This window comes from Streptomyces sp. sk2.1 (assembly GCF_008120935.1).
Lineage (GTDB): Bacteria > Actinomycetota > Actinomycetes > Streptomycetales > Streptomycetaceae > Streptomyces.
Window position 1 is genome coordinate 442,920 of the sequence record NZ_RDBO01000077.1, and the last position, 22,987, is coordinate 465,906.

Below are 22,987 nucleotides of genomic sequence, written 5' to 3' on the forward strand. Positions count from 1 at the left end.
GGCCTGCGATTCGTCGACCGTCCCCCGGGCCGGCCAGTCGATCCTCCGAGTCACCGGGTACTACCGGACGCCCTCGCCGGGCACCAAGTGGACATGCCCGGCGGGGCGCGGGGAGCAGTTCTGGTACTGGCAGGTGAACAGGGGCCGGAGCATCGTCGGAGTGGGTGTCGAGGCCGCTGCCGGAGGTGAGGGCGCCGGACGTGGTGGTGTCGGAGGCTGACCCGCCGCCGTCCGTCCCCGTCGAGTTCCAGGGCTGCCAGAACAGGAGCCCGATGAGGACGACGGGAACGACCAGCCACTTCCAGCCCCCGGAGCTGTTCGTGGACCCGGCCGGCCGGGACGGCGACGGAGACGGCGAGCGGGTGGCCGGGCTCGACGCGGCGGCACGGCGCGCCCGTACGGCCGCGACCCGCTCCCGCTCGGCCCGCGCTTCCCGCTCGGCCCGCGCTGCCCGTTCCGCGCGTGCCGCCCGTTCGGCCTGCGCGGCCCGCGCGGCTTCCTGGCGGGCGGCCTCGGCGCGCTCCCGTTCCGCGCGCGCTTCCCGTTCGACGCGTGCCGCCCGTTCGGCCCGCGCCTCCCGCTCGGCCCGCTGTTCCTCCCGCTGCCGGGCCTCCCGGCGCGCGGCCTCGGCACGTTCGCGCTCCGCCCGCTCCTGCTCGGCCCGTTCGGCCCGCTGCCGCTCCGCCAACTCCGCGAGCGCCGCGAGCTCCTGGCGGGTGCGGGCGTTCTCGCGGCGGGCGCGGTCGCGGGCGGCACGGGCCCTGCGCGCCTCCGGGTAGACCAGCGTCGGGCGGGGCGGCGGCGCCACGGCCGTGCGGTCGCCGGCGGCCGGAGCCGCCGGGCCCGCGGGGCGCGTGCTCGCGAGCTCCTCGCCCTGGGCCGCGTACTCCCCGATCAGTCCCGTCCAGCGCGGCGGCAGCCAGCGGTTGCCGCCGCGGGCCGCGGGCAGCCCGGCCTGGCCCTTGCGGAACCGGGCGAGCAGTTGGGCGGGTGCGGGGCGTTCGGCGGGGTCGGTGGCGAGGCAGGGGCGGATGGTCGGTATGAGTTCCTTGGGCAGTCCGTCGAGGTCGAGTTCGCCGCGTTGGACGCGGGCGAGCAGGCGCAGGGTGTCGCCGTCCGTGCTGTAGGGCGGGCGTCCGGTGGCGAGCAGGAACAGTGTCGCGCCCAGTGAGTACACGTCGGACGCGGTCGTCGATTCCTCGCCGCGGGCCTGTTCGGGCGAGGTGAAGGCGATGGTGCCGAGGGTGAGTCCGGTGAGCGTGAGGTCGCTGGCGTGCGAGATGCCGAAGTCGATGACCCGGGGGCCGTCGAGCGGGAGCAGTACGTTCTGCGGTTTCACGTCGCGGTGGACGATGCCCTCGCGGTGCAGGGTGACCAGTGCCTCGGCCGTTCCGGCGGCGATCCACCGCACCGCCGAAGCGGGCAGTACCCCGCAGGTGCGGGTGAGTTCGGCGAGGGAGGGGGCGGCGATGTAGTCGATGGCCATCCAGGGCCGTTCGGCGTCCGGGTCGGAGTCCCGTACGCGTGCCGTGTACGTGCTGTCGATCCGCTGGGCGAGCTTCACCTCGCGGGCGAAGCGCCGCCGGTCGACGTCGCTGACCCGCCCCTCCGCCAACAGCGTCTTCACGGCGACGAGCCCCCGGCCGCCGCGCCCGTCGTCGCGGGCCAGATAGATCCGTCCCATGCCGCCGGACGCCAGCCGTCCGATCAGCCGGTACGGCCCGAGAAACACCGGGTCGTCCGTGTCCAGTGCCCGCACCCGTGCCGCGGCCATGTCATTCCCCCCGTCGCACCGCCATCGCGCCCCACAACGGTGCCACGAGCGTGCCCGAACGGCCATGGAAAGCGGGAGGTCCCGGGCACTCCGTTGCCGGTCCGCGACATGCCCGGCCCCGGACCGGTCCGCAGCCCCGCGCCCCCGCGACACGCGGCGACGCCCCCGCGACACGCAGCAGCGCCGCCGGGGGAGCGGCGGCGCTGCTGGTCATGGATGTGCCGGTCCGTGGTTACGGCAGGCCGTGCACGTGCGGGCCCACCGCGTTCGACCAGGCGTTGCCCGACTTGGCGTCCCAGGCGGTCGACCAGGTCATCGCACCGCGGATGTCCGGGTACGTCTTCGAGGGCTTGAAGGAACCGCAGTTGGTGCCGGAGGCCAGGCAGTCCAGGGCCGCGTTCACCACCGACGGGGCGACGTAGCCGCCGCCCGCGGCGCTCGGCGAGGCGGGGACGCCGAGGCCGACCTGCGACGGGGCGAGGCCGCCCTCCAGCTGGATGCAGGCCAGCGCGGTGAGGAAGTCCACCGAGCCCTGCGAGTAGACCTTGCCGTCGCAGCCGAGCATCGCGCCGCTGTTGTAGTACTGCATGTTGACGACGGTCAGGATGTCCTTGATGTTGAGCGCCGTCTTGAAGTACTCGCCCGCGGTCGACTGCATGTCGATGGTCTGCGGGGCCATGGTGATGACGAGGCCGGAGCCCACCTTCTGCGACAGGGAGCGCAGCGCCTTCGTCATGTACGTGGAGTTGAGGCCGTTCTCCAGGTCGATGTCGACGCCGTTGAAGCCGTACTCCTGGATCAGCGAGTGGAGCGAGTTGGCGAAGTTGGTCGCCGAGGCGTCGCTGTTGACGGAGACGGTGCCCTTCTCGCCGCCGACCGAGATGATGACGTTCTTCCCGGCCGCCTGCTTCGCCTTGATGTCGGCCTTGAACTGGTCGACGGTGTAGCCGTTCAGCCCGGCGGTGTCCAGGTTGAAGGTGACGGCGCCCGGGGTGTTCGTGGCGTCGGCGAAGGAGACCGCGATGATGTCGTAGTTCGCGGGCACGTCGCTGAGCTTCTGCACCGTCGCGCCGTTGTTGAAGTTCTGCCAGTAGCCGGTCACCGCGTGCTTGGGCACCGAGGGTCCGGGGCCGGGCTCGCCGCCGCCCTCCTTGGCGGTGCGGGCGCCGACCGCGGCGGACTTGGCGGACTCGCCGGCCGCGTTGGTGGCGGTCACCGAGAACTGGTACTCGGTGTCGGCGGCCAGCCCCGTGACCGTCGCCGAGGTCCCGGTGGCCGTGGTCGCCTTCGTGCCGTTGCGGTAGACGGTGTAGTTGGCCGCGCCGGGCACCGCGTTCCAGGACAGGGCGACGGAGGAGGACGTGGTCGTGCCGACGGCGAGACCGGCGGGCGGGGCGGGGATCTCGGGATCGGGGTCGGTGCCGCCACCGCCGTCCGGGCCGCTGACGGACACGTCGTCCACCAGATAGGCGGCCTGGCCGTACCAGCCGTGCGTGTAGACGTCGACCGAGGTGGTGTTCGGGCCGGTCCGGAAGCTGGTGGTGAGCTGGGTCCAACTGCCGGAGCCGGGGGACCAGGTGGACACGTCGGTGGTTCCGGTGCCGCTCGCACCGAGGTACGCGTAACCGCCCTGCACCCAGGAGCTGAGCGTGTACGTCGAGTCGGGCTTCACGGACACGGTCTGGGTGCACCGGGCGGTGCCCTGGCCGGTCGGGGTGGCCTGGAGCGCGGCGGTGCCGCCGTGCACCGGGGAGGAGACGGTGGTGGCGGTGCCGCCGGTGCAGGACCAGTTGGCGAGCCCGGACTCGAAGCCCGCGTTCCTGGCGACGTTGACGTCGGCGGCCTCGGCGCTGKCCGCCATGCCCGTGGCGGTCAGCGCACCGGCCGCGAGGACGGCCGTCGCGACGCCGACGAGCGGGCGGCGGTAACGCCTGCYGATTCTGCGTCCGTTGACGGGGGAAGGTTCCACTTGCTGCCTCCGTGGGGAGTCGGGGATGCCTGCCGGGGTACCTGGGGATGGGCCGGCGGGGTGGACCGGCGGCACTTCGGAACGTCCGGGAGGTGACGGGCAGATGAAGGGGAGACGGAGTAGATGAACGGTGGCCACCGCTGGCCGACAAAACTGGTCCAGACCAATCGAGTTGTCAAGACCTCTGGCAATGGGCGCCGCGGCGGGCGGGTCTGTTCGGCCCTTCGGAACAGGCCCGCCGGAAGCCCGCGAATACCCCCGGAGGTGTCCTGGAGCGGCCCGTTCCAACCTGTGGATTGACGTTTTGTTGCAGCCTCGCAACCTCATGCGGGTGAAGCGTCGGGGGTGTCCGGACAGTGACGAACCACCCCTCATCGGAGGGGGTACTGAATCCCCCTTCACCGCTCTGACGTGCGGCGATGAATTTCCGAGCCGGGTAACCGGAAGGTGTATCGGTAACCCTCCGCAGTTGTACAGAAGTTGACGATTTTCGATTTGATCCGATTTAGCACCGCGGCGTTACGCGGGCGCCTCGTACACGTTGTCGGACTGGCCTCCGAAAAGTGTTCTCTGCCAGGTAAGACGTGGATAAAGTGCTGAGGCAGAACCGCGGAGCAGGAGCGATTGCGACCGACGTCATGACCGGCGTCGGTCGGAGCCGAAACGGGGAACAGCGTGCCGACCGCAATAGCAGTGACCAGTGCTGACCTGGTACTACCTCCGACCGATCAGCAGACGCCGACAGCCGCCCTGCTGCAGGCTCCGGACGCCCAGGCCCTGGACATGGCCATCGGCGACATGCACGTGCTGCTCGAACAGCACGGCTATGTCGTCGCCGTCTATCCGGCCGGTATCTCGTCCGCCCACGAACGTCGGCTCTACTCCGTCCGTGCGGTCCTGGAGAGCGATCGCATCGCCCTGGTGAAGGTGGACCTGCCGCCGCTGGGCGTGGCCGTGCTCGTACGACAGCTGCGCCAGCTGTCCATCTGCGACTTCAGCCCGGGAGTGGTCGCCTCCGCCGCCCGGCTGCTGACGCACTACATCCACGCGGGCGCCCTGCTGCACTCGGTCGCCAAGTTCGACCGGGTCCCGGTCGACCTCAGGACGCACGCCCAGTCCTGGGTGCCCGGCTCCCAGTTCGCCGTGGTCGCGGCGCCCGAACCACAGCTCGTCAAGGTCGGTCCGAAGGCGGAACCCCCGACCGGCCCCGAGTTCGCCACTCATCTGATGACCGCCAAGGGGCAGTCGCAGTCCGAGTGGGTGAAGGAGACCCTCGCGCCCGCGTGGAAGGTCCAGTCCGTCCACGAGGCCACGCTCCCCTCCGCTTCCCCCGCCTGGTGGGGAACCGGGAAACTGGTGGAATTCGCCGCCTACCTGCCAGACCTCTCCGTCCTGTACCAGCTGGTCTCCTCCGTACGCCGGGAGAACTGTCACTGGTGCGGGATGGAACTCATCGGTGACCGCTGCGGGTTCTGCTCCTCCCCGCTTCCCGCGGCCGAGAACCGAACGCACCCAGCCGGTGTCCTCAGCCATGGAGCGCTCGCACCACCGCAGTCCTAGCGCTTCCGCTTTCCTCCGTAGACGCCTTTCCGTCCGCTGCCCCCAGCATCCGAATCGAACGAGGTTGTCCGGCCCATGAACTCCCGTCAGCGCCGCGGCGTGATACTCCTGCTCTTGTCGGTTCTGTGCGCCTTCGGCGCCTTCGCCGGCGTGCTCTCGGTCATCAGCGATGTCAACTCCAAGGTCGGGCCGGAGGTCTCGGCCTACCAGCTGAAGTCCGACGTGGCCCCCTACACCGCTCTGTCCGCCGGGCAGTTCGAGAAGATCTCGATGCCCAAGCGCTGGCTGTCCACCAACGCGGTGACGGACCTCTCCGAGGTCAACGGCAAGATCGCCGTCACCCAGCTGCGCAAGGGCTCGCTGCTCCAGTCCGACATGATGCAGCGGCGCCCCGAACTGCAGCCCGGGGAGCAGGAGATCGCCATCATGATCGACGCCGCGACCGGTGTCGCGGGCAAGATCACCCCCGGCGCCACCGTCAACATCTACGCCACCTTCGCCGGTGAGCGCGACGGCGACCCCTCCCAGTCGAAGGTCATCGTCTCCAACGCCAAGGTGCTGGACGTCGGCAAGCTGACCGCCCTGGAGCCCCGCACCGACGGCACCAAGTCCAACATGGGCACCGAGGCCGTCCCGATCACCTTCGCGCTCAACACGCTCGACACCCAGCGCATCGCCTACGCCGAGTCCTTCGCGGAGCACGTGCGCCTCGCGCTCCTGGCCTCCGGCAGCGACAGCACCATCCGTCCGGGCGACCGCACCTACACGCTCGACAAGGACAAGTGAGGATCGAATGACCACGAGGATCCTCCCGGCCGTCGGTGACGTCGACGCGGCCAGATCCGTCAGCACCCTGCTCAGCCAGCTCCCCGAAGCGGAGCCGGCCGCCCCGGTCAGTGACTCGACGCAGCTCATCGACACCCTCGCCCGGCTCGCCGGCGAATCGCTCGACGATCTGCCCGAGGTCGTCCTGGTCCACGAGCGGATCGGGCCGGTGCCGGCCCTGGAACTGATCCGGGAGGTCTCCCTCCGCTTCCCCGCCATCGGGGTCGTGCTGATCACCGCCGATGTCACCCCCGGTCTGTTCTCGTCCGCGATGGAGTCGGGCGCACGAGGCGTCGTCACCCTCCCCCTCAGTTACGAAGAACTGGCCAACAGGGTTCAATCCGCGGCCCAATGGTCCGTCGGGGTGCGCCGCCACCTGTCCAGCGGCAACGACGTCTTCACCGGACCCGGCGGTACGGTCATCACCGTCAGCGGCGCCAAGGGCGGCGTGGGCGCCACCATCACCGCCGTGCAGCTGGCCCTGGCGGCCCAGGCGTCCGGGCGCACCGTCGCCCTGGTCGACATGGACCTCCAGGCCGGTGACATCGGCTCGTACCTCGACGTGCAGTTCCGGCGTTCGATCGTCGACCTGTCGACGATCACCGACATCTCGCCGCGCGTCCTGGCCGACGCCGTGTTCAGCCACGACACCGGCCTGTCGCTGCTGCTCGCCCCCAGCGAGGGGGAGAGCGCCGAGGAGGTCACCGACCGCTCGGCCCGGCAGATCGTCAGCGCCCTGCGCTCGCGCAACGAGGTCGTGGTGATCGACTGCGGGAGCCAGCTGAACGGCGCCAACGCGGCGGCCATCGAGATGGCGGACACCTCGCTGCTGGTCACCACCCCCGACGTGATCGCGGTGCGCGGCGCCAAGCGGGTCGTACGGATGTGGGACCGGCTCCAGATCCGCAAGGCGGAGGAGACGGTCACCCTCGTCAACCGCTTCATCCGCAACACCGAGATCCAGCCGCAGCTGATCGAGAAGATCACCGGAACCAGGACGGCCGACACGGCCGTCCCCGCGAACTTCAAGGAACTCCAGAGCGTCGTCGACGCGGGACGGCTGCACGAACTCGATTCCAAGAGCACGGTCAAACAGGCCCTCTGGGCCCTTGCGGGAGAGCTGGGCATCGTCAAGGTTCCTGAGAAGGCGGAAAAGAACGGCGCGAAGAGCAACGCGAAGTTCAAGAACGACCGGGGCTCGATCGGGCGCCGGCGCGACAGCGACTCCCGGAACCGGGCGACGACCTAGGGGGCAAGTTGACCAATGGCAATCACCGAGACGAGAGACACGGAGATACGGGGAAGGCAGCACGGTGACCCTTCCCCGGCACGGGGTCCGGAACGAGATACCGCGCGAGGTTCGATAGGCGGTGGCCTGTTCGGCCGGGCACGCGGTCGTCTGTCCGGCCGCGGGCGCGACCGGGGCCAGACCGCGATCGAGTTCCTGGGCGTCACACCGCTGATCATCCTGCTGATGATCGCGCTCTGGCAGTGCGCGCTGATCGGCTACACGTTCTCCCTGGCGGGGAACTCCGCGGACAAGGCGGCGCACGCGGGAGCCATCGCGCAGAGCATGCGCGGGCAGGCGTGCCGGAAGGCGGCTGAGGAGAACCTGCCGGATGCCTGGGAGGACGAGATGAAGAACCCCAGGTGCCGTACCTCGAGCGGCATGTACAAGGCCGAGGTCAAGCTCCAGGTGCCGATCCTGGTGCCCGGCGTACTCAACTGGCCGTTCCAGGTCAAGGGCAACGGCGCATTCCCGGTGGAGGCGGACCGACGATGAGCAACCACACTCCCGACTCCGGCGCCACGGCCACCCGCCGCGACCGCGGCCAGGTCGCCATCGAGTACCTGGGCTTCATCCCCCTGATGCTCCTGTGCGGCCTCCTCGCGATCCAGGCGGGCCTCGCCGCGTACGCAGCCAACCAGGCGGGCACGGGGGCCCGCGCGGCGGCACGTTCGGCCAGCATGTCGCTCGGAGGCGGCTGCGACGTCGAGGCGGGCAAGGACGCGATGAGCGACTGGACCGCCAAGCGGGCCCGCATCCGCACCAGTGGTTCCGGCCAAGAGGTCACCTGCACGACCCGCGTCAAGGTGCCCGACATCCTTCCGGGCGTCAACATCTGGAGCACCGCCGAGCGCAGCTCCACGATGCCCCGCACCTGACGCCCGCGGCACGCCGCTCCACGATCTCTCCAGCGGCTCAACAAGCAAGTCGGAACGAGGAGTTACGCAATGAGCCTGCGGGCACGCATGAGCGCCCCCGAGAAGAACGGCGGGGCGCGGGAGGACAGCCACATGGTGGCCACCTACCGCGCCAAGCTGCTCGAAGAGATCGACCTGGCGGAGATGTCCTCGCTCGCCGCCGCGGACCGGCGGGCCCGGCTGGAGCGTGTGCTCAGCCACATCATCAGCCGCGAGGGGCCGGTTCTCTCGACGGTCGAGCGCACCCAGCTGATCCGCCGGGTCGTGGACGAGGCCCTCGGCCTCGGCATCCTGGAACCGCTCCTGGAGGACGCGTCCATCACCGAGATCATGGTGAACGGGCCGGACCAGATCTTCGTGGAGCGCAGCGGCAAGGTCGAGCAGCTGCCCATGCGTTTCAGCTCGCACGAGCAGCTGATGCAGACCATCGAACGCATCGTGTCGACGGTCAACCGTCGTGTGGACGAGCAGAACCCCATGGTCGACGCGCGTCTACCCAGTGGCGAGCGTGTCAACGTGATCATCCCGCCGCTGTCGCTGACCGGTGCGACGCTCACCATCCGACGGTTCCCGAGGGCCTTCACGCTCCAGGAGATGATCAACGTCGGCTCGCTCGACGACCAGATGCTGATCCTGCTGGCCGGGTTCGTCCAGGCGAAGCTGAACGTCATCGTGTCCGGGGCCACCGGCACCGGGAAGACGACGCTCCTCAACGCGCTCTCCGGGCTCATCCCCAACAGCGAGCGCATCGTCACCATCGAGGACTCCGCCGAGCTCCAGCTCCAGCAGAGCCACGTCATCCGGCTGGAGTCCCGGCCGGCGAACGTCGAGGGCAAGGGCCAGATCACCATCCGTGACCTGGTCCGCAACTCCCTGCGTATGCGTCCCGACCGCATCGTCGTCGGTGAGGTCCGTGGCGGCGAGTCGCTCGACATGCTCCAGGCGATGTCGACCGGTCACGACGGCTCGCTCGCCACGGTCCACGCCAACAACGCCGAGGACGCGCTCATGCGTCTGCAGACCCTCGCCTCGATGTCCGAGATCAAGATCCCGTTCGAGGCGCTGCACGACCAGATCAACAGCGCCGTCGACGTGATCGTCCAGCTCACCCGGCACGCCGACGGTTCCCGAAAGATCACCGAGATCGCCGTCCTCGACTCCCACGGACGCGACCCCTACCGCATCGTGACCGTCGCCAAGTTCGACGCCCAGCCGATGGACGCCGAGGGACGGATCAACGGCGAGTTCAACTACCTCCCCATCCCGCGCAGGATCGCCGAACGCCTCTACATGGCCAGCCAGCCCGTCCCGCAGGCCTTCGGAGTCGCCGAATCCGCCGATCAGCTCGCCACCCGAGAGGCCAACTAGGTAACGCGCCATGACGAATCTTCCTCTTCTCACCATCGGTGTGACGCTGCTGGCCGGCGTCACGGGTGTGGTGGGCCTGCACGCCTACAGCGGCGGCAAGGCCGACCGGGACGCCCTGGTGGACCGGCTCTCGCACACGGGACACGTCCCGGAGGCCGGGCGGCACCGCCGCTTCCGGGGCTTCGACGCCAGGCTGCGCAGGACCGGTCTGGGCCGGAAGCTCGAACTCAAGCTGGCCGCCACCGGCCTGGACCTCACCCCGGGCGAGTTCTTCGTCTACGCGCTCGCCGCCCTGGCCGGGCTCTGGATGATCGCCTCGTCGCTCCTGGCCAGCTTCTTCGGCCCGGTCGCCGCCCTGATCGGCCTCTGGGGCACCAACGCCTTCCTCAACTGGCAGCGGACCAAGCGCACCGAGCGCTTCATCAACCAGCTCCCCGAACTCGCCCGCATCCTCGCCAACGCCACCCAGGCCGGCCTGGCACTGCGCACGTCGATCGGCATGGCGGCGGACGAGATGGAGGACCCGGCCGGTGAGGAACTGGCCCGGGTATCCCGGCGCCTCGCCGTCGGAGAGTCCCTCGACGACGCGCTGAGCGAGCTGACCGACCGGCTGCCCTCCCGCGAACTCGTCGTCCTCGTCACCACCCTCGTCCTGTCCAACCGGGCCGGTGGTACGGTCGTCAGCTCGCTGCGCAACCTCACCGAGACGCTGGAGGAGCGCAAGGAGACCCGCCGAGAGGTCAAGACCCAGCTCTCCCAGGTCACCGTCACCGCCTACGCCGTACCGATGTTCGGTCTGGGCACCATGCTCCTGATGGACGCGGTCATGCCCGGCGCGCTCGACCGGATGACCGGCGCCTTCATCGGCCAGGCCGCGGTGGTCATCTCCATCACCCTGTACGCGATCGGATTCATCGTGATCCGCCGCATGTCGAAGATCGACGTCTGATGGGCGGGGCGAACATGGACCTGGTCCTCGCAGGCATCATGGGGCTCGCGGTGTACGGCATCATCGCCGGCATCCGCATGTACCGCCGTGACGCGAAGCTTCCCGGCGACCTCGCGATCGCGCTGGAGGTCGGCTCCACCCGCACCAGTGCGGTGGGTTCCGGCATCGACCGTCTCGGCATGCGCTGGGCCCCCGCGGTCCTGCGGATGATGGGCCCCAAGGCCGTCAACAAGAAGCGCCGCCAGATCGACATGGCGGGCAACCCGGCCGGTCTGACCATCGACCGCTACGCGGCACGCCGCGCCGTCTACGGCGGCCTCGGCGCGCTCGGCGCCTTCACCATGCTCATGCGCGGCCAGATCTTCCTGGCCCTGCTGCTGGTCGCCTTCGGCCTGTTCTGGGTCGAGGTCGGCCTCTGGTCCGCGGTCCGCATCCGCCGCGACCACATCGACCGGACCCTTCCGGACTTCCTCGACGTGCTCGCCGTCGTCGTGTCGGCCGGCCTCGGCTTCCGGCAGGCCCTGGCCAGGGTCGCCGAGAAGTACGAGGGACCCTGGGCCGACGAACTGCGCATCACCCTGCGGCAGATGGACATGGGCGTCAGCCGCCGCGAGGCGTTCGAGCAGCTGCGCAAGCGCAACGACTCCGAGCAGGTCGCGATGTTCGTGACCACGCTCCAGCAGGGCGAGGAGCTCGGTGCCCCGATCGTCGAGACGCTGATCCAGATCGCCAACGACATGCGGCGCACGGACGCCCAGAACGCCCGCCGGAAGGCGGCCAGGGCCGTCCCCAAGGCCACCTTCGCCGTCACCACCTTCCTGCTGCCCGGAACGCTGGTGCTGCTGACGGTCGGTTTCGTCTACGGGGCCAACATCGACTTCGGGTTCCTCGCAGGCGGATGACGTGGACGACGCGGACGGTGGGCAGGACGGTCGGAAGGAGGTGGCAGGCTCATGTCGTTCCCGCTCGGCAGCGCCCAGAACGGGCTGAACGCCGAGGTGCGTCAGGCGATCGCCGATCCCGGATCACGGCCGGCGTTCGCGATCCAGCTGAACGCGCTCCAGGCGATGTGCCGCCAGGTCTTCGGCTTCCGGCTCGCCATGATCGCCATAGCCACCCCGTTCGCGATCAACCACACCGCGGCGGGGCTGGCCTCATGGCTGATCGGCTCGGCCATCCTCGTCACGTTCATGGGGTCGTACGTCCTGTTCCGTGACTGGGAGCGCTTCGGCCCGGTCCTGCTGCGCTACCCCTGGCTGCTGGGCATCGACGCCTTCTTCGGCGCCCTGCTGCTGATCACGGCCAGCCCCGAGTCCACCCTCGCGTACGTCACCGTCTGCACCCCGCTGCTGGCCGGGCTCGTCTACGGCTGGCGCGGCGCGGCGGTCTTCGCCGCTCTCCAGATCATCATCGTCCTCGGCGTGTACAACACCAACCCGAAGCTCCAGCCCGCCGACGCCACGGCGATCCTGCTTCCCGGCTTCTGCTGCATAGCCGGCGCCGTCGGCGTCACCCTGCGCAACCTGCTCCTGCGTTTCGGGACGGCGAGCCAGGCCCTCACCGAGACCAGGGCCCGCCTCGCCGTCAACGAGGCCGTGGAGGGCGAACGCACCCGTCTCGCCCGGGAGATGCACGACTCGGTGGCCAAGACCCTGCACGGCCTGGCACTGGCGGCCGACGGCCTGGCGGCCTCCTCCGACCGGATGGACCCGCTCACCGTCAGGCACCAGGCCGAACTGGTCGCCCGCTCCGCCCGCCGGGCCGCCGCCGAGTCCCGGGAACTGCTCTCCGACCTGCGCCGCGAGTCCGGTCTCGACGGCGGCGTGGACGTCGTACGCGAACTGAGGGCCCGTGCCGAGGACTTCACCCGGCGGCACGGGCTCACCGCCACCTTCCGGCTCCTCAACGACGCACCGATACCGCACGTCCCCCAGGTCGTCGCCCGTCAACTGCTCACCATCGCCTCCGAGGCGATGGAGAACGCCCACCGCCACGCACAACCCACCTACCTCGTCGTGCTCGCAGGTGTGAAGGGCGACGTCCTGCGCGTCAGCGTGTACGACGACGGGCGCGGCCTGCCACCGGGCACGACGCTCGACGACCTCCGGCACGCCGGACACTTCGGCCTGGTCGGCATGGTCGAACGCGCCGCGTCCATCGGCGCCCGCATCCGGATCGGGAAGGGACAGGCGGCCAAGGGCACCGAGGTGCGCCTGGAACTCCCGATCGTCGCTCTGACCGCCGCCCCCGGCGCGGAGCAACCCGCATGAATCGCACGAACCTTCCGTACTCCACCCTCACCCCCCATAGACCCTTGAGAGGAGGTCGCAGATGCCGGACGACATCTCCCGCGCGTCGGGCCAGCACCGGGCCGCGCAGAACCACGCGTCCCAGCACACGTCCTCGCACGTCACCCCGCTCGACTCGGAACCCGGTTCCCACGCCTTCCCCGTTTCCCAGCAGTCCGCGGCATCCGAGCCCCTGTCCCCCTTCCCGGCGGCGCTGAACCGACCGGTGGCCGGCGTCCTGCGGGTCGTCGTCGCCGACGACAACCCCGTGGTCCGGGCCGGCCTCGGCGTCCTGCTCTCCGGCCGCGAGGACATCGAAGTCGTCGCGGAGGCCACGGACGGCCGCCAGGCCTACGACATGGCCGTCCTGCACCGCCCGGACGTCGTCCTGCTCGACGTCCGGATGCCCGGTGTCGACGGCATCTCCGCACTGCCTCACCTCGTGCAGGTCGCACCCGTGATGATGCTGACCTACAGCCGCGAGAACGAGATCGTCCACGAGGCGCTGCGCCTGGGCGCCGGCGGCTATCTGGTCCACGGCGAGTTCACGGCCGACCAACTGGTGCAGGCCGTGCGCGACACCAAGGACGGCCGCGCCCACTTCACCGCCACCGCGGCCAACGCCCTCCTCGCCCACATGCGCCAGGGCCCGACGCCGCAGTCACGACCGCTCCCCGAAGGGCTCGGAACGGCGCTGACCACCGGCGTTCCCTACCAGGGGCCCGGGTACGACGGCCACGCCCCGAGTTCCGTTCAGCAACACGGTGCGCCTGCACACGCACCCACACCCGAACCGGCTCCACCTGCGCCGCGACCCGTTCGAACACCGCAAGGTCTTTCGCATCTGCAACCAGTTGTGGCACAGTCTTCCATGGCCGGGGAACCGGGTGCAGCGCTCAACAGGCAGCAGTACGGGCTGAGTTCACGGGAGGTGGAGGTCATGGAGCTGATCGCGTCCGGCATGAGCAATCAGCAGATCGCCGCCACCTGTTTCATCAGCGAGAAGACGGTCAAGAACCACATCAACCGCATCTTCACCAAGTTGCACAGCACGAGCCGCAGCGAGGCCATCGCCCGCTGGCTCGGCACGGCCCCCTCCGCGGGGCGGGGAGCGCGCGAGGCCGGTGGTCACCGTGGCTGAGCGCGGGAGTGCGAACGGGAGTACGACGGGACGTGGGTCCTGGCGCGGTGCGCCGATCCCGCAGACCCAACTGACGCTTTGGGCCCGGGAATGGGCCCTGGGACCCTCCGGCGAGCGGGGCGCGCCGCCGTATGTTTCTCATGTCGCCAGCGGCACCGGCCAGGAGGAAGCCGGTACCGCGGGCGACACCCAGGAAACTTGCGAGTCGGCCGACTACCGGTCGGCCGAACCCGGAGGGGAACACCATGTCGAACATCACCCTGAAGACCGCCGTTCGCGTCAACGGCTGGGCCAACACCGCCGTCAGCGCCATCCAGAAGCGCTACGAGGCCAAGGACCGCGGCCAGACGGCGTTCGAGTACCTGGGCATCATCCTGGTGGTCGTGGCGATCATCGGTGCGATCATGGCCACGGGTATCGGTGGCGCGATCTCGAGCCGGATCTCCGGCCTGGTGGACTCCATCACCGCGGGCTCGTGATCGGGCGACTTCGCCGAGACGCAGGGCAGGCCTTCCCCATCTATGTAGTGATGGTGGCGGGCCTGCTCTTCCTCGTGTTCGCATTCTTTGCCGTCGGCAAGGCAGCAGCCTTGCGCAACAGTGCCCAGGGGGCGGCGGACGCGGCAGCTCTGGCTGCGGCACGCCAGGCCCGCGATGAGTTCGGGAGCGGATTCTACGCCTCGCTCCCTCAGGACATGCTCGATGTCTACCTTCGTACTCACACGGTGGGCGGCTGCTCCGCAGCGCCGGGGCTCGCTTCGGCGAACCAGGCAGAGCTCCTGAGCTGCACACCGCCGCCCATGGGTAGCTACGAAGACCGGATCACGGTGAAGGTTCGAGGGAACAAGCCGGTGGACTCATCGGTGATTCCCGGCTCGGAGGAGAAAAGGGCGGAGGCCAAGGCCACCGCCGTCGTCAAGTTCCGGTGCAGTTGGACGTCGGTCGACTACAACAACGACGGCACCAAGGACATGTTCTTCTTCAAGTGCGGCAAGGACTTCCTCGAGATCGCGCCGGCCGCTCCTCCGCCTTGGCCCACGGTGAGCAGGATCCTCTACGACGTGCACCTGGTCGACAATTGATGGCGAACGACGAGTAAAGGAATCAGAACCCATGAGCATTCGGCGCTCCACCAGGTCCCGAAGGGCTGTGGCAGCCGTCTCGCTGGCGGCGGCGATGGCTCTGGCTGTCGTTGGCTGCGGCACTGACGACGGTGGCGGAAAGGCCAACGAAGGTGGGTCGTCGCCTTCCTCTGCTCCGTCCAAGTCCCCGGAAGGGGACAAGGACGCGAAGCAGGAGGACACGGCCGCCGACGAAGGCGTGGACCCGAATGTAAAACTCGCGCAGGTCAATGGGCGCGAGGGGCTGGTTCTTGTCGTCAACGAGGTGAAGCGTGACAGCGGCGGGTTCGTCACTGTCAGCGGCGTGATCACGAACAACGGGGACGGCATCCGCAACGGCGGCCAGTGGACGGGCAACGAGAGCGGCATCGTGGCCAAGAACCCGAACTCCGTAGCAGGTGCGACACTCGTCGACAAGGTCGGCAAAAAGCGCTACTACATTCTCCGTGACACGGACGGACGGTGCCTCTGCACTACCGGGTTGACAGCCATTCAGCCAGGAAAGTCCGTTTCTGTCTTCATGCAGTTCCCGGCGCCTCCGGCGACCACCACCGAGGTCGACTTCACACTGCCGACCTTCGCCACCGCCTCGCTCAAGATCTCCGGGTGAGGGCGGACGTGAACCACAACCGTACTCGTCGTAGGCCGCCGCACCTGGCGAGCCATGTCGTCGCGACCGCGTTGTTGGTGGCGAGCTTCGGCGTCCTCGGCGCATCCAACGCCGTTGCCGACGACGGTCCCTCCGTGCCGCCCGGAACGGAGGCGGCATCGGTACCGCCGGTGCAGGTCGACCCCAACGACCCTGACCTGAAGATGCCCGAGGGCGGCACGCTCGCCCCCGCCAAGGTTCTCGACATCGTCCAGGTCGTCGAGGACATGGGTGGTGAGGAGCGTCGTGAGGACAGCAACGCGAACATCAAGTTCGCGCTCCAGGCCGAGGTTCTCTTCGGCAAGGACAGCGCCAAGCTGAGCCCCGCGGCCAACTCCCGCATCGCGGCCATCGCAGCCGAGATCAAGAAGCAGAACGCCACCAAGGTGCGCGTCTTCGGTTTCACCGACAACCTCGGCTCGTCGGCCCACGGCGACGTGCTGTCCAAGCAGCGCGCCAACGCCGTGCACGGGGTGCTGGTCAAGGAACTGGGGTCGGGCATCAGCTTCGAGATCCGTGGTTACGGCGAGCAGTACCCGATCGCCAACAACAGCACGGAAGAGGGCCGGAAGAAGAACCGGCGCGTGGAGGTCTCCTTCCCGCGCAGCACGACTTCCTGAGGAACCGCGCCACCAGCAGGGGCCCGGCACCGCGAGCACATCGCGGCGCCGGGCCCCTGCTCTGCTGCATCTACAGCAGGTGGTCGGCCTTGCCGGCCTTGATGTCGCGGATCAGCTGCTGGAGTGCTTCGCGGCTGTCGGTGAGGAAGTGCTCCTCCGTGCCACTGACGGCGATGTAGCTGTTGCCCCGGTCGTCGGTCCCTATCCGGTAGCAGGAGTTCCCTTCGCCGCAGAATGCTTCTTCCCAGTTGACGTCCGGCATCTGTCATCTCCTCAGAGTTGGCGTGCGATGTTGTGGATGAAGTCCCGTGACGTGTCCGGCGACAGCGCAATGTTCTCCATCCAGTCCAAGTGGGCCCGGTACTTGGCCAGCTGGGCCTCGGAATGAACGAACAGGGGGCCGTGGGAGTTGTCGATCTGCACGGTGTCGAGCTGAGGGACGGGGCCTTCCGCGTACAGAACGGTCTGCCCGGCGCCGGGGAAGGCGCCTGCTTCGAAGGGGATGACCAGCAGCGTGATGTTCGTCTGCTCGGACTTCTCCAACAGGTGGGCGAGCTGTGCGCGTGCCACTGCTCGGCCACCGAACTGCATGCGGAGCGCGGCTTCGTGAACGATGCCCGTGTACGAGGGCGGGGTGCTCCCGTCCAGGACCTCCTGGCGTTCCACACGATGGGCCAGACGGAGTGCGACCTCACGTTCCGGCAGCTGGGGGATCACCACGCGGAAGAGGGCCAGGGCGTGGTCCGAGGTCTGGAGGAGGCCGGGAATGTGCATGGAGTATGCGGCGCGCATGCGTAGGGCATGCATCTCCAACTCGGCAATGTCGAGCATCCCTTGAGGGAGCAGCCCCTTGTATCTCTCCCACCAGCCGCGTTTGCCCGACTGGGCCATCTCGACCAGCGCGTCAACGTATGCCTCGTCGGTGCAGGCACAGTTGCAGGCCAGTGTGCGCAGACGGTCCGAGCTGATGGGGCGTGTGCCGGCCTCGATGTTCGAGATCTTGCCCCGATCCAGGCCGAGCAGCCCGGCCGCGAACTCGGCGGACACATCCGCTGACGTGCGCATTCTCCGCAGTTCGGCGCCGAGTCGCTTCTGACGTTCGGTAGGGGACGTCCTTGCTGCCATGCCGTTCCTTTCCGCATGCGGTAACCGGCAGTCTGCCGCCCGCGCGCGCCCCGCTGTCACGAAAGGGTTCATTTCCCTGATGGCAGGGGTAATTTTACCCTTACTACGCTACGTTGAGTGGCGCACCGCTCACACAGTGCCGACGAGTCGGAAGTGCATCGCGCGGTCCTGCCCGCAGCCTCCTGTCCTGGGAGGGGGGCCGCGTCAGGGAGACAGGCCACTGCTCGTCCACAACACAACAACGTGAGCCACTCGTGCGCGCCCACGCGAAAAGAGACAACGCCAACTCGCCACCCGTACCAGGGGAGTCAGTCATGCGCTCGGTTTCGATCACCTCGCTCTGCCCGGCCGCCACAGGGGCAGGAGCGCCGGGTTTGTACCCGCGGTCCGCTTCACGGCCGCACCTCCGTTCTCGTCCGCGCCCGGAGGAAGGGGCCTCCCGACACGGGTTCTGGATGAGTTTCACGCTGCCGGGTGATGCCCGCAGTCCGTTCATCGGGCGTACGGCGGTGGCCGCCGCGCTGGAGGCGCACGGGCTTGCGCGGTACGTCTGGCCCGCGACGCATGTCGTGGACGAGCTGGTCGCCGTCGGCGTCCGGAACAGTCCGGGGAAGGAGCTCTACGTGTCCCTGCGCCACCGGGACGACGCGGTCCGGATGCTGGTCTGGGACCAGCATCCGCGGCACGACCGGCCCGACGTCGCCACGCTCTGCGAGACGCGGCGGCGCCGGGCGCTCTGGCTGCTGGCGGCCGTCGTGGACGACTGGGGCGGGGAGTGGGGTACGGGTGAGGCGAAGCCGCCGTGGGGCGGTACCAAGTCGTGGGTGCAGCTGCCCCGTTAGCGATCCGGGAGAGGCCGGGGCCGCCTCGGAGATCGGTGGTTCGGGCACAATTGGGAGCCGTGCCCACTCCACCTGATCCCGCTGTCCTGTACCCCGACGTCGCGGCCTGCGGCAGCCTCGCCGCAGCGCTCCGGACCGAGTCCTGCCTCGGCGCCGTGCCCGTCACGTCCCCCGACTCCTATCCACTGCTCCACGCGACCGTCGCGAGTACCCTGCCGCACCGTGCGCCGCTACAGATCAGCGCATGGGCGCACGAACGGCGGTGGTCGATCCGTGGCGAGGAACCGTTCCAGGGCATGGCCCTGATCGACGGCAGGGCGGACGACCTGGCGCAGGTCGCCGGGGCGGCCCGGGCGTGGCACGACGGGGCGTCCCTGGAGGACATCCACCGGGCGGCCCCCTTCGTGCACCTGACCGGCCGGTTCGAGGTACTCGACCACGACCCCGCGCGCCTGACGGAGTCCGAGTGGCGGAGCATGCGCCAGGAGGCCGACGAGATGGAACGGGGTGCCTGGCAGGAGGGGTACCGGACTCTGGTCGAGGTGGCGTACGCCGAGCCGGCCCTGCGCGCCCTGTATCCGTTCACGAGCCATTGGGTGTTGCGTTTCTCGAGCACCACCCGCCCGCACCTGACCATCGTCGGACCATGTCTGACCGCGAACGGAGACGGCACGTACGGGGTCGGCAGAGGGTTCATCAGCCAGGATCTCGGCCGATTCACCACGCCGCACGAGGCCGTCGCGCTGGCCGTGAGCCGACTGCCGTCCGCCCTCGGCCCGGTCGCACTCGGCGGATGACTCCGGGGCCGCGGCTCTCCAAGGGCCGCGGTCCCTTCACCAGGTGATGTGGGTGGTGGGCGTCAGGGCCGGTGGGCGGTGGTGGTCCTGGGCAGGGCGAGCATGGCGACCGCGGCCAGCAGGTATGCCCCGACCTGCCAGGGCATGACCTGGGCGAGGGCGTGGCCGAAGACCGTCGCCGGGGTGCCGGTGGGGGCGAGGGCGTCGAAGAAGACGGTGCCGAGAGCGGCGACACCGATCGCTCCGCCGATCTGGTTCACCGTGGACAGCACACCGCCGGCGGCTCCGGAGTGGCGGGCCGGGACACCGGCCAGGACGACGTTGACCAGGATCGGGGCGCCCAGCCCGAGACCGAGTCCGCCGAGGAGCATCGCCGCGGCAAGGGGCCAGTAGCCGGGGACCGAGCCGTCCCGCACGAGGAGCCACAACAGCATCTGCGAGGCGGCGAGGACCAGCGAGCCGGTGACGAGCAGGGCCCTTCCGGCCCTGGCGGCCAGTGCGACACCGGCACCGGAGGCGATCGTCGACCCGAGTGCGTACGGCAGGATCACCAGCCCTGCGCCCCACGCCGACCGCCCCGTGCCGTCCTGCAGATAGATCGACAGGACGAGGAAGAACGACGCGAGAGCTCCGAAGAACAACACCGAAGCGGCCAGGCCCGCGGTGAAGGAGCGGACCGACAGCAGTGCCGGGTCGAGGACCGGCTGCCCGCCCCGCGCCGCCAGGGACCGTTCGTGGGCGGCGAAGACCACCAGCAGGGCGAGCCCGGCGGCGAGCAGGGCCCAGCCCCACCAGGGCCGGCCCCAGTTACGGCCCTGCACCAACGGCAGCAGGACGAGCAGCACGGCGGTCGCGGAGAGCAGCGCCCCGGCCACGTCGAGGCGGGCCCGCCGGGGTGCGGTGGACTCCGGCAGCGTCCGGACCCCCAGGGCGAGGGCGACGAGGGCGACGGGGATGTTGATCCAGAAGATCGTGCGCCACCCCAGACCCCACAGGTCCGCGTCGATCAGCAGGCCGCCCAGCAGCGGCCCGGCCACCGACGCCAGACCCTGGACCGCGCCGTACGCGCCGAACGCCCTGGCCGTCGTGGCCGGCCCGAACGAGGAGCGGATGATCCCGAACACCTGCGGGACCATGAACCCGCCCGCCAGGCCCTGCACGGCCCGCACCGCGATCAGCGCCTCGGCGGAGGTGGCCAGCGCGCACGCCGCCGACGCGACCGCGAAGCAGGCCAGGCTCACGAGGAAGACCTTGCGGCGGCCGTAGTCGTCACCGACCCTGCCACCGGTGATCAGTCCCGACCCCAGGGCCAGGGTGTACGCCGCGAGCATCCACTGCAACTGCGCCTGGTCGGCGTGCAGATCACGGGCGATGTCCGGGGCGGCGACGACGACGATCGTGACGTCGAGCAGGTCCATGAACGATGCGAACAGGACCACCACCAGCGCCACGGAGGCGCGTCGGCCGACGACCGGCGGCTCGTGGCCGGGTCCGGACGGTGATGGTGACGGTGAGGGTGCGGAAGACGATGTGGTGTCGGTGCTCATGGCCGCACCGTGGCACCGGTGGCGGCCACGGGGTGTCCGCTTCCTCTGCGATGGTTGGTCCCGTGGCCGACACATCCGAGCGGATCCTGCGTCTCCTCTCCCTGCTCCAGGCACGCGTCGAGTGGTCCGGCGCCGAACTCGCGACCCGCCTGGACGTATCGGCACGCACCCTCCGCCGGGACGTCGACACCCTCCGCGCACTCGACTACCCCGTCGAGGCCGTCAAGGGCCCCGGGGGCGGGTACCGCCTCGGCACCGGCTGCAAGCTGCCGCCCCTGGTCCTGGACGACGACCAGGCCATCGCGATCGCCGTGGCCCTGCAGACCGCCCCGGCCACCGTCACCGGCATCGACGACGCCGTCGGCAGGGCATTGACCACCCTGCGCCGGACGATGCCCGCCCGGCTGCGCGCCGCGACCGAAGCCCTCGACTTCACGGCCCTGCGCAACTACTGGGAACTCGCCGCCCCGCCCGTCGACGTGGCCATCCTGCGGACGGTCGGTGCCGCCATCCGCACCGCCCGCGTGCTGCGCTTCGACTACCGGGACGCCGACGGAACCGTCCCGGCCCCGGGCGAACCCGGCTTCCGGCCGCCCCGCGAGGTCGAACCCCACCACCTGGTCGTCTGGGCCGGACGCTGGTACCTCGTCGCCCGGGACCACCGGCAGCGGACGTGGCACACCTACCGCGTCGACCGCATCAGTCCCCGCACCCCGGCCGGGGCGGCCTTCCGCGCCGCCCCGCTCACCCACGACGACCTGACCCGCCTCGTCGTCCAGAACCCTCACCGCGGGGACACCGCGGGACCGTGGCCGTGCGTCGGTTCGGCCGACCTGGAGCTGCCGGCACAGGTCGTCGCCCGCTGGGCACCGGGCGGATCCGTCGTGGAACCCATCGACCCGTACCGCTGCCGGCTCACCATCGGCGGCTGGTCATGGGCGGGAGTCGCCGGGCTGTTCGTCACCTTCGACGCCGATCTGGGCGAGGTGCGGCCACCGGAACTCCGCGACGCCCTGCTCCGCATCGGCCGACGGCTGCAACGGGTGGCAGCGTCCGCCGACGGACCGTGAATGCCCCGGATGCTCCCGGGCGTTGTCCTCCGGCCGGGCGCGGCGTCAGCGGACGACGTCGAGGACGTTCTTCTGCAGGCCGTTGGAGTACGCCTCGTGCTCGACGAGCCGCAGCTTCTGGGTGTCCTTGTCCGTGCCGCTGAACAGGCGCTTGCCCGCGCCGAGCAACAGGGGGAAGACGAGCAGGTGGTAACGGTCGATCAGGCCGGCGTCCGAGAGGTTCTGGTTGAGGGTGGCGCTGCCGTGGACGATGATCGGGCCGCCCTCGGTCTCCTTCAGGGCGGCGATCTCGTCGAGCGAGCGCAGGATCGTGGTCTCGCCCCAGCCGGGGACCAGGTCCTCCTCGGTGAGAGTGGTGGAGACGACGTACTTCGGCATCGGCCGGTAGCCGGCGAACTCCGCCATGTCCGGCCAGACCGGGCTGAACGCCTGGTAGCTGACCCGGCCCAGCAGCAGCGCGGTGGCCTCCTCCTGCTCGCGGCCCTTGATCTCGAACGCCTCCGGGACGAACTCCATGTCCTTGAAGGTCCACCCCGAGTTCCGGTACCCGGGCTCCCCGCCCGGGGCCTCCACGACGCCGTCGAGCGAGACGAAGGCGGTGCTGATCAGGGTGCGCATCTGGGTTCTCCCGAGGTCGTGCGGTGTGTTCGCGGCAGGTCGGCCGGTGTCCGCCCGGACCGCCTCGCGGCCGCGGTGCACCAACCATCACCCATATGACTGCGGACCGCCGGGAAACTCATCGGACTTCGCGCATCTGTTCAGGAGTCGGCCGGTGTCCCCTCCGGCAGGGGCGGGAGCGGGGACGGCCGCACGCCCCGGGCCCCGGGGCGTGCGGCCGAACGGCCGGTCATCCGAACTGGCCGACCTTGTAGTCGCCGGCCGGCTGCTGGTTGATGACGTTCAGCCGGTTGAAGGCGTTGATGAGGGCGATGAGCGACATCAGGGCGGCGAGCTGGTCCTCGTCGTAGTGCTCGGCCGCGTTCGCCCAGGCCTCGTCCGTGACGCCACCGGCCGCGTCGGCGATGCGGGTGCCCTGTTCCGCCACCTCCAGGGCGGCGCGCTCGGCGTCGGTGAAGACCGTGGCCTCGCGCCAGGTGGCGACCAGGTTGAGGCGGGTCGAGGTCTCCCCGATGTGGGC

The 22,987-nt window shown here is 69.8% G+C and carries 24 protein-coding genes; 17 read left to right on the plus strand and 7 right to left on the minus strand.

The genetic code is table 11. The features are described 5' to 3' along the window. Both EAO76_RS29385 and EAO76_RS29390 read right to left on the minus strand, forming a co-directional pair. A partial coding sequence (locus EAO76_RS29385) for a serine/threonine-protein kinase (protein WP_148840370.1) occupies positions 1-1,774 on the minus strand: 1,774 nt, incomplete at its 3' end. Positions 1,775-2,006: 232 nt separating this feature from the next. Further along, positions 2,007-3,743 (minus strand): glycoside hydrolase family 18 protein, encoded by a 1,737-nt coding sequence (locus tag EAO76_RS29390; protein ID WP_316248380.1) that lies wholly within the window; start codon positions 3,741-3,743, stop codon positions 2,007-2,009. 693 nt (positions 3,744-4,436) lie between these two features. On the opposite strand from EAO76_RS29390, the gene EAO76_RS29395 reads away from it, so the two are divergent. The 14 genes from EAO76_RS29395 to EAO76_RS29460 all read left to right on the plus strand — a co-directional run bounded on the left by EAO76_RS29395 (position 4,437) and on the right by EAO76_RS29460 (position 16,468). After that, positions 4,437-5,303 (plus strand): hypothetical protein, encoded by an 867-nt coding sequence (locus EAO76_RS29395; protein WP_148838931.1) that lies wholly within the window; start codon positions 4,437-4,439, stop codon positions 5,301-5,303. Positions 5,304-5,378: 75 nt separating this feature from the next. After that, positions 5,379-6,089, plus strand: a complete 711-nt coding sequence (gene cpaB / locus EAO76_RS29400) for a Flp pilus assembly protein CpaB (protein WP_148838932.1) — start codon at positions 5,379-5,381, stop codon at positions 6,087-6,089. Positions 6,090-6,096: 7 nt separating this feature from the next. Next, the gene (locus tag EAO76_RS29405) at positions 6,097-7,377 is read left to right on the plus strand and encodes an AAA family ATPase (protein ID WP_148838933.1); all 1,281 of its coding nucleotides are present in this window, start codon (positions 6,097-6,099) and stop codon (positions 7,375-7,377) included. A 186-nt stretch (positions 7,378-7,563) separates the two neighbouring features. Beyond that, positions 7,564-7,911 carry a pilus assembly protein gene (locus tag EAO76_RS29410; protein ID WP_262375998.1) on the plus strand — a complete coding sequence of 116 codons (348 nt, stop codon included), beginning with the start codon at positions 7,564-7,566 and terminating at the stop codon, positions 7,909-7,911. Further along, positions 7,908-8,294, plus strand: a complete 387-nt coding sequence (locus tag EAO76_RS29415) for a TadE/TadG family type IV pilus assembly protein (RefSeq protein ID WP_148838935.1) — start codon at positions 7,908-7,910, stop codon at positions 8,292-8,294. The genes EAO76_RS29410 and EAO76_RS29415 overlap by 4 nt, the downstream gene beginning before the upstream one ends. A gap of 69 nt (positions 8,295-8,363) precedes the next feature. Beyond that, complete coding sequence (locus EAO76_RS29420) at positions 8,364-9,701, plus strand: CpaF family protein (protein ID WP_148838936.1); 1,338 nt, start codon at positions 8,364-8,366, stop codon at positions 9,699-9,701. Between the two features lie 10 nt (positions 9,702-9,711). Next, complete coding sequence (locus EAO76_RS29425) at positions 9,712-10,650, plus strand: type II secretion system F family protein (RefSeq protein WP_148838937.1); 939 nt, start codon at positions 9,712-9,714, stop codon at positions 10,648-10,650. A gap of 14 nt (positions 10,651-10,664) precedes the next feature. After that, on the plus strand, positions 10,665-11,552 hold the full coding sequence (locus EAO76_RS29430) for a DUF5936 domain-containing protein (protein WP_148840372.1): 888 nt from the start codon (positions 10,665-10,667) through the stop codon (positions 11,550-11,552). Between the two features lie 51 nt (positions 11,553-11,603). Then, positions 11,604-12,920, plus strand: a complete 1,317-nt coding sequence (locus EAO76_RS29435) for a sensor histidine kinase (RefSeq protein ID WP_148838938.1) — start codon at positions 11,604-11,606, stop codon at positions 12,918-12,920. Between the two features lie 61 nt (positions 12,921-12,981). Continuing rightward, complete coding sequence (locus tag EAO76_RS29440; RefSeq protein ID WP_148838939.1) at positions 12,982-14,079, plus strand: response regulator transcription factor; 1,098 nt, start codon at positions 12,982-12,984, stop codon at positions 14,077-14,079. Between the two features lie 245 nt (positions 14,080-14,324). Further along, a complete protein-coding gene (locus EAO76_RS29445) occupies positions 14,325-14,558 on the plus strand; it encodes a hypothetical protein (protein ID WP_148838940.1) in 234 nt (77 codons plus the stop codon). Beyond that, the gene (locus tag EAO76_RS29450) at positions 14,555-15,160 is read left to right on the plus strand and encodes a pilus assembly protein TadG-related protein (RefSeq protein WP_148838941.1); all 606 of its coding nucleotides are present in this window, start codon (positions 14,555-14,557) and stop codon (positions 15,158-15,160) included. The genes EAO76_RS29445 and EAO76_RS29450 overlap by 4 nt, the downstream gene beginning before the upstream one ends. Before the next feature lie 31 nt (positions 15,161-15,191). Further along, positions 15,192-15,809: a hypothetical protein gene (locus EAO76_RS29455; protein WP_148838942.1), complete on the plus strand. Its 618-nt coding sequence runs from the start codon at positions 15,192-15,194 to the stop codon at positions 15,807-15,809. 8 nt (positions 15,810-15,817) lie between these two features. Further along, on the plus strand, positions 15,818-16,468 hold the full coding sequence (locus tag EAO76_RS29460; RefSeq protein ID WP_148840373.1) for an OmpA family protein: 651 nt from the start codon (positions 15,818-15,820) through the stop codon (positions 16,466-16,468). Positions 16,469-16,538: 70 nt separating this feature from the next. On the opposite strand, the gene EAO76_RS29465 is transcribed toward EAO76_RS29460, so the two are convergent. Continuing rightward, positions 16,539-16,730, minus strand: a complete 192-nt coding sequence (locus EAO76_RS29465; RefSeq protein WP_148838943.1) for a hypothetical protein — start codon at positions 16,728-16,730, stop codon at positions 16,539-16,541. 11 nt (positions 16,731-16,741) lie between these two features. Beyond that, positions 16,742-17,593: a helix-turn-helix transcriptional regulator gene (locus EAO76_RS29470; RefSeq protein WP_148838944.1), complete on the minus strand. Its 852-nt coding sequence runs from the start codon at positions 17,591-17,593 to the stop codon at positions 16,742-16,744. A gap of 455 nt (positions 17,594-18,048) precedes the next feature. Between EAO76_RS29470 and EAO76_RS29475 the strand changes: the two genes are divergently transcribed. Continuing rightward, a complete protein-coding gene (locus tag EAO76_RS29475) occupies positions 18,049-18,435 on the plus strand; it encodes an ATP-binding protein (RefSeq protein ID WP_148838945.1) in 387 nt (128 codons plus the stop codon). Between the two features lie 59 nt (positions 18,436-18,494). Further along, complete coding sequence (locus EAO76_RS29480; RefSeq protein ID WP_148838946.1) at positions 18,495-19,232, plus strand: DUF6193 family natural product biosynthesis protein; 738 nt, start codon at positions 18,495-18,497, stop codon at positions 19,230-19,232. Between the two features lie 62 nt (positions 19,233-19,294). Here the strand turns inward: EAO76_RS29480 and EAO76_RS29485 are convergent, their stop codons facing one another. Then, complete coding sequence (locus tag EAO76_RS29485) at positions 19,295-20,779, minus strand: MFS transporter (protein ID WP_148838947.1); 1,485 nt, start codon at positions 20,777-20,779, stop codon at positions 19,295-19,297. 62 nt (positions 20,780-20,841) lie between these two features. On the opposite strand from EAO76_RS29485, the gene EAO76_RS29490 reads away from it, so the two are divergent. Further along, positions 20,842-21,849, plus strand: a complete 1,008-nt coding sequence (locus tag EAO76_RS29490; RefSeq protein WP_187438831.1) for a YafY family protein — start codon at positions 20,842-20,844, stop codon at positions 21,847-21,849. A gap of 45 nt (positions 21,850-21,894) precedes the next feature. Here EAO76_RS29490 and EAO76_RS29495 read toward each other — a convergent pair whose 3' ends face one another. Both EAO76_RS29495 and EAO76_RS29500 read right to left on the minus strand, forming a co-directional pair. Then, positions 21,895-22,467, minus strand: coding sequence for a dihydrofolate reductase family protein (locus tag EAO76_RS29495; protein ID WP_148838949.1), 573 nt, complete (start codon positions 22,465-22,467; stop codon positions 21,895-21,897). Between the two features lie 229 nt (positions 22,468-22,696). Then, positions 22,697-22,987: carboxymuconolactone decarboxylase family protein (locus EAO76_RS29500; RefSeq protein WP_399462995.1), on the minus strand; the 291-nt coding region annotated here is incomplete at its 5' end.